The following is a 1,576-nucleotide window of genomic DNA, read 5'->3' as shown; positions in this document are numbered from 1 at the left end:
GCTGAGCGTTACGGCCGTCAGGGCGGTGCGGGGGCGGGTTCGCATGAGGTGTGGGCTCCTGTCGGGGTAGGGGGGAGCGCACGGAATCTAGGGCTGTTTTCTCATCGCCGTCAACAATTTGCACAACATCAACTGTCCCGGGGGATCGCTTTCAGCCCACGCACACCCCTGTGCGCCATGGCACCCGGCGGCTAGGGTGCGGAAATGAGCGCCACCTTCCGCGTCCTGACGTCCGGTTACGTCGGACCGCGCACCGCCAGCACGGTGAGCCTCGTGCGCGACGGCGACACCGTGGTCGTCGTGGACCCGGGCATGGTCGCCGACCGGGGGCTGATCCTCGACCCGCTCGCCGCGGAGGGCCTCGGGCCCGCCCAGGTCACGGACGTCGTGTTCAGCCACCACCACCCCGACCACACGCTGAACGCGGCGCTGTTCCCGGTGGCCCGGTTCCACGACCACTGGGCGACCTACCAGAACGACGTATGGACCGACCGGCCGGCCGACGGGCTCTTCCTGTCGCCGTCGGTCCGGCTCGCCGCGACGCCCGGGCACACCGCCGAGGACATCAGCACGCTGGTGGAGACGCGGGACGGGCTGGTCGTCTTCACGCACCTGTGGTGGAGCGCGGAGGGTCCGGTGGAGGACCCGTTCGCGGCCAGCGCCGACCTGCTGCACGAGTCGCGGGCGAAGGTGCTGGCGATGGAACCCGCGCTGATCGTGCCGGGACACGGCGCCGCGTTCGTGCCGGACGCGGGGACCCCCGTCTGAACCGGGGTTCGTCTCCGTTTACCGGACCGCCGAATGGCTCATTCTCTTACCTCGGCGCACGGCGATTCCGGAAGCTTTTGTAAATAAGTTTCTGTATTCCGCAATCGCCACTACCGGGGCTTTCCTTACCAGGTCTGCACCTTTTCCGCAGAGGTCGGGGAATTTCCGCCACACACCCTATCCACTGTGCGGCGAATCTCTCCGTTTGGTCCGTTATGAACCCGCCTCGCTTTCCTGCCTGGCAGCTTGGTGAAGCACGTCCGGTCTCGGCGAAAACGCGTCTGTGGGCAACAGTTGAGGGCGTCGCAAAGGAAACCCCCTCCGTGGAGTTGACCCCCCATGTTTGTCCGAATCCCGACATCCGCACTCCTCCTCACGATTGCCGCTTCCGTTCTGCTGTGGAGTTTCTCCGCCACTGCCACCGCCGTGCACCCGCAGCCGGTCCATGTCAGCTACACCCTCGCCGACAGCGCCTGGGGTGGCTGATTTCCGCGGGAACACCGGAAACCGAAAAGCAGCGCAATAGGAGAAGAACATGACCACCGAAGCCGGACCCAGCCACGCCGAGGCCGCACGCCAGATAGCCGGGATCTTCCGGGAGGTGCTGGGCGCGCGGACCGACCCCGAGACCGGGAGTGAATTCCTCGCGATCGGCGGCGACTCGCTCACCGCGGCACGTGCCGTGTCCCTCATCAGCACCCGGTTCGGCGTGCGGGTGACGGTCCGGGACCTGTTCCGGTCCAAGACCGCCGACGCGCTGGCGGCGGTCGTCCGCGCCCGCACCGCCGGCTGACCCGGCACCCCCACC

General features: G+C 67.6%; 3 protein-coding genes. All 3 read left to right on the top strand.

Features of this window, described 5'->3' with window-relative positions:
- The first annotated feature begins 204 nt into the window (after positions 1 to 204).
- The 3 genes from AOK24_RS39070 (at position 205) to AOK24_RS39065 (ending at position 1,561) form a co-directional block, all read left to right on the top strand.
- The gene (locus AOK24_RS39070; RefSeq protein WP_055724676.1) at positions 205 to 768 is read left to right on the top strand and encodes an MBL fold metallo-hydrolase; all 564 of its coding nucleotides are present in this window, start codon (positions 205 to 207) and stop codon (positions 766 to 768) included.
- A gap of 339 nt (positions 769 to 1,107) precedes the next feature.
- Positions 1,108 to 1,254, top strand: a complete 147-nt coding sequence (locus AOK24_RS48920; RefSeq protein ID WP_159052147.1) for a hypothetical protein — start codon at positions 1,108 to 1,110, stop codon at positions 1,252 to 1,254.
- Positions 1,255 to 1,303: 49 nt separating this feature from the next.
- A complete protein-coding gene (locus AOK24_RS39065; protein ID WP_055724675.1) occupies positions 1,304 to 1,561 on the top strand; it encodes an acyl carrier protein in 258 nt (85 codons plus the stop codon).
- Positions 1,562 to 1,576: the final 15 nt, after the last annotated feature.

It is taken from the genome of Streptomyces niveiscabiei (genome assembly GCF_001419795.1).
Lineage (GTDB): Bacteria > Actinomycetota > Actinomycetes > Streptomycetales > Streptomycetaceae > Streptomyces > Streptomyces niveiscabiei.
This window is presented reverse-complemented; position numbering and strand designations above follow the sequence as displayed.